The 4,653-nt window shown below is 72.0% G+C and carries 3 protein-coding genes; 2 read left to right on the forward strand and 1 reads right to left on the reverse strand.

Annotated elements, in window-relative coordinates; genetic code table 11:
• Positions 1-28 precede the first annotated feature (28 nt).
• Positions 29-2,053, reverse strand: coding sequence for a gamma-glutamyltransferase (gene ggt, locus HMPREF3086_RS14185; protein WP_070722505.1), 2,025 nt, complete (start codon positions 2,051-2,053; stop codon positions 29-31).
• A gap of 148 nt (positions 2,054-2,201) precedes the next feature.
• Here ggt and HMPREF3086_RS14190 point away from each other — a divergent pair, with 148 nt between their 5' ends.
• Complete coding sequence (locus HMPREF3086_RS14190; RefSeq protein ID WP_070722508.1) at positions 2,202-2,642, forward strand: carboxymuconolactone decarboxylase family protein; 441 nt, start codon at positions 2,202-2,204, stop codon at positions 2,640-2,642.
• 101 nt (positions 2,643-2,743) lie between these two features.
• Positions 2,744-4,378, forward strand: a complete 1,635-nt coding sequence (locus tag HMPREF3086_RS14195) for a long-chain fatty acid--CoA ligase (RefSeq protein ID WP_070722507.1) — start codon at positions 2,744-2,746, stop codon at positions 4,376-4,378.
• The last annotated feature ends 275 nt before the right edge of the window (positions 4,379-4,653 follow it).

The following is a 4,653-nucleotide window of genomic DNA, read 5'->3' on the forward strand; positions in this document are numbered from 1 at the left end:
GCCGAGCGCCCGGGCCGACGGCGCCGCGTCACCCGCCCAGCACGACCCCCTCGCGCCGCGGGTCGGCGCCGCCGATCAGCGTGCCGTCGGACTGACGCAGGATCGACGAGAGGCCCGACGACTGCTCCTCGGTGGAGACCTCGTGGCCGCGCTCGGTGAGCCACCGGGTCAGCTCGGAGTCATCGGTCACCGCCGGGTGCTCGCCACCGATCGCGGTCTCGGGCGAGTTGATCGCCCCGAACGATGGCGAGCTCACGGCCTGCTGCGGGTCGAGGTCCCAGTCGAGCATCCCGACGAGCGTCTTGACGACGAACTGGATGATCCGGGACCCGCCGGGCGAGCCGACCACCGCGCGCAGCTCGCCGCGCGCGAGCGGCGTGCCGTCGAACACCAGCGTGGGGGCCATGGACGAGCGCGGCCGCTTGCCGGGCTGGACCCGGTTGGCCTGCAGCTGCCCGGCATCGTCGCGCGGCTCGGCGGCGAAGTCGGTGAGCTGGTTGTTGAGCAGGAACCCCTCGACCATCTGGAAGGAGCCGAACGCGGACTCGATGGTCGTGGTGAGCGCGGCGGCGTTGCCCTGCGCGTCGACGATGCTGATGTGCGTGGTCCCGTGTTCGGGGCCGGTGAACACGCCGCGGGCGTCGAAGGGGAAGTCGCCGGGCTCGGCCTCGCCCATGGACCGTTCGGTGTCGATGAGGCCGGCGCGTCCGGCGAGGTAGCCGGGGCGCAGCAGGGTCATCGCGGAGCCCAGCGGCGGCGGCACGAAGCGCGGGTCGGCGATGTAGACGTCGCGGTCGGCGTAGGCGAGCCGCTCGGCCTCGGTGACCAGGTGCACGGCCTCGGGGGCGGGCAGGCCGCCGTCGGGTCCGACGTCGGTCGGCGGGTACGCGGCGAGGTCGGACTCGGCGAGCATGGCCAGGGTCGAGGCGACGGCGGTGCCCCCCGAGGACGGCGGCGCCATGCCGCACACGGCGTGGTCGCGGTACGGGCTGCACACGGGGTCGCGCGTGACGGCCTCGTAGCCGGCCAGGTCGTCGAGGGTCATGGCGCCGGGGGTGATGCCCTCGCGCTCGGTGCTGACCTGGTCGACGATCGCCTCGGCGATCGCGCCGGTGTAGAACGCGTCGGCGCCCTCGGTGGCCACGGCGGACAGGGTCTTGGCGTAGGCGGGGTTGGTGAGGCGCGTCCCGGCGGGTTTCCCGGTGTCACCGTCGAGGAAGTACCCGGCGGCGTCGGGGTCGCGGGCCAGGTCCGCGGCGGAGGCGGCGATGGATTCGGCCAGGCGTGGGCTGATCTCGAAGCCGTCGTCGGCCAGCAGCACCGCGGGGTCGAACAGGTCGCGCCACTCGCGCTCGCCGTGGTCGGCGTGGGCCGTCTCGAGCAGGCGGAGGATGCCGGGCACGCCGATGGACCGCCCGCTGCGCCGCGCGTCGGGCTGCGGTGCGGCGGTGTCGTCGGGCGAGATGTGCCGGAGGTAGTCGACGGTGGCGGCGGCGGGCGCGGTCTCCCGGCCGTCGTACGTTTCGACCTGCCCGGACTCGGCGTCGTAGTGCACGAGGAATCCGCCGCCGCCGAGGCCGGAGGACTGCGGCTCGACCAGCCCGAGGACGGCCTGGGCGGTGACCAGGGCGTCGGCGGCGGTACCGCCGTCGGCGAGGACCTCGCACGCCGCCCGGGTCGACAGCGGGTGCGCGGTGGAGACCGAGTACGACGCGGTGGCGACGGGCCGCATCCCGGTGCGGAACCCGGTGGCGACCTCGGGGTTCAACGAGATGGGCCCCTCGGGGCCGGCCTGGCCGTCGGCGGTGCGGGCCACGGGCGTGCCGCCGCCGTCCTGCGCGCACGGCGCCGTGTCCTGGACCGGGAGGGGCTCGCCGCCGAGCGTGCCGGGACGCGCGGAGGTGGTGCGGTCCGGGGGCGACGACGACGAGGTGGCCGTCGCGTCCTCCTCGGCCCCTCCGGGCTCGGTCGAGCAGGCCGACAGCGCCAGGACGGGCGCGAGTCCGAGCGCGAGGACCGCGCGTGCGATCCGTCGGGTTGTCCGAGAGTGCATGGCGGGCCGCCTTCCCGAGCCGGATACCTGTCCCCAGAGTGCTCCGCCGGCGGGGCGGGCGTGGCGCTTTCGGCGGAGACGGGACAGGGGAGGATGGTCGGTGACCCACGAGGCACTGACCGACGACGCCCAGAGGAAGGACAATCAGATGACGACGACGAGTTCTGCCGACGACGGGCCTGCGGCCCGGGACCTGCGTGAGCAGGGATTCGCGACCAGGCGCGAGGTGATGGGGGACGCCTTCGTCGACCGGGCGATGGACCGGGCGGCCGGGACGGCGTCGGAGGCCATCCAATACGTGGTCACCGAGAACGTGTGGGGCAACATCTGGGACCGGCCGGGCCTGGGGCGGCGGGACCGGAGTCTGCTCAACATCGGGATGCTGGTGGCGCTGCGCGCGAACGCCGAGCTGGCCGGCCACGTCCGCGGGGGCCTGACCAACGGGCTGACGCGGGAGGAGATCACCGAGGCCGTCATCCACGCGTCGGGGTACTGCGGGGCGCCCGCCGCCCTGTCGGCGATGAAGACGGTCCAGGAGGTGTTCGACGCCCTCGACGCCGAAGCGGGCGATTCCCCCCTGAGCGGGTAGGGCGGAAGGGGTCGGGAGTAGTCTCGACCTTCAGAGTGACCTACGGCATACACACGTGTCCCGTCAGGTCACGCACGCCCCGCGAGTAAGGAGTCCCGCCCATGCGCAGCACGATGATGCCGGAGCAGCTGAACATCAGCACGATCCTGCAGTTCGGTTCGACCGTCCACTCCGATGCCGTGGTCACCACCTGGACCGCGGAGGGGCCGCGCAAGCTCTCGTTCGGCGATCTCGGCAAGCGCGCTGCGCAGCTGGCCCACGCCCTGCGGTCGCTGGGGATCGACGGTGACCAGCGGGTCGCCACCTTCCAGTGGAACAACTCCGAGCACCTGGAGGCCTACCTGGCCATCCCCTCGATGGGCGCGGTGCTGCACCCGCTCAACATCCGGCTGTTCCCGGACCAGCTGGAGTTCGTGGCCAACCACGCCGAGGACAAGGTCGTCATCGTCGACCCGAGCCTGATCCCGTTGCTGCAGCCCCTGCTGCCGCGGTTCTCCACGGTCGAGCACGTGCTCGTCACCGGTGGCGCGGCGGACTCACTCGAGGCTCCCGAGGGGATCACTGTCCACGACTACGAGGCGCTCCTCGCCGCCCAGCCCACCGAGTTCGACTGGCCGGAGGTCGACGAGAACTCGGGCGCCGCGATGGCGTACACCTCGGGCACGACCGGCGATCCGAAGGGCGTCGTCTACTCGCACCGCTCGATCTACCTGCACTCGATGCAGGTGTGCATGTCCGACGGCATGGACATCTCGGTGGATGACAACGTCCTGGCGATCGTCCCGATGTTCCACGCCATGTCGTGGGGCCTGCCGTACGCCGCGTTCATGGTGGGCGCCTCGCTGCTCATGCCGGAGCGGTTCCTGCAGCCCGAGCCGCTCGCCGCGATGATCGCCTCCGAGCGTCCCACGCTGGCCGCCGCCGTGCCGACCATCTGGATGGCCTTGGATGCCTACAGCGTGGACCACCCCGTGGACATGTCGAGCTTCCGCGCCGTGGTGGTGGGCGGCAGCTCCTGCCCGCCGGAGTTGATCCGTAAGTTCAAGGAGCGCTACGGGATCAACATCATCCACGCCTGGGGGATGACCGAGACCTCGCCCATCGGCACGCTGTCGCGGCCCAAGGCGGAGCTGCCGGAGGAGAAGCAGTTCCAGCTGCGGACCACCCAGGGTCGTTTCCTCGCGGGCGTCAAGGCGCGGATCGTCGACGACGCCGGCAACGAGTTGCCGTGGGACGGCGAGTCTGTGGGCGAGCTGCAGGTCCGCGGCCCGTGGATCACCGGAAGCTACTACAAGGTCGACAACTCGGACTCGTTCGATGACGGCTGGCTGCGCACCGGCGACGTGGGTTACGTGCGGCCCGAGGGCTTCCTCCAGCTGACCGACCGCGCCAAGGACATCATCAAGTCCGGCGGCGAGTGGATCTCCTCGGTCGAGGTGGAGAACTACCTGCTCGAGCACCCGGCCGTGGCCGAGGCGGCCGTTGTCGGTGTGCCGGATCCCAAGTGGGACGAGCGCCCGCTGGCCGCGATCGTCGTCAAGGAGGGCATCCCCGATCCGGACGTCGAGGAGCTCCGCGCGCACCTGGCACAGCGGATGGCCAAGTGGCAGGTGCCGGAGCGCTTCGCCTTTGTCGACGAGATCCCCAAGACCTCGGTCGGCAAGCTGGACAAGAAGCGCATCCGCGCCTCGCATTCGGAGGGCGAGCTCGAGGTGATCAACGCCCTCGAGAACTGACCGCCGCCCCGCCGCCCCACCGCCCGGGTCCTCCGCCCCGCCGCCCGAGTCCGCCGGGCATGGCCGCCGGGCGGCGGTTCGCCCATCGAAAAGACGGTTCCGCACGCGCCCACTCGGCCGACGCGGGCGGAACCGTCTTCTCGTCTGACAGCGGGGCTGCCGGCCGCCCGCCCGGCGCTCAGCTCACCTATCGGATCTCTCGCCACCTACCAGATCCCCACGCCGCCTATCGCGATCTGCGCCACCTAGTGGGCATCTCCGTTAGTTCGTCGGGG

The sequence above is a fragment of the Dietzia sp. HMSC21D01 genome (assembly GCF_001815995.1).
In the GTDB taxonomy this organism is placed as follows: Bacteria; Actinomycetota; Actinomycetes; order Mycobacteriales; family Mycobacteriaceae; genus Dietzia; species Dietzia cinnamea.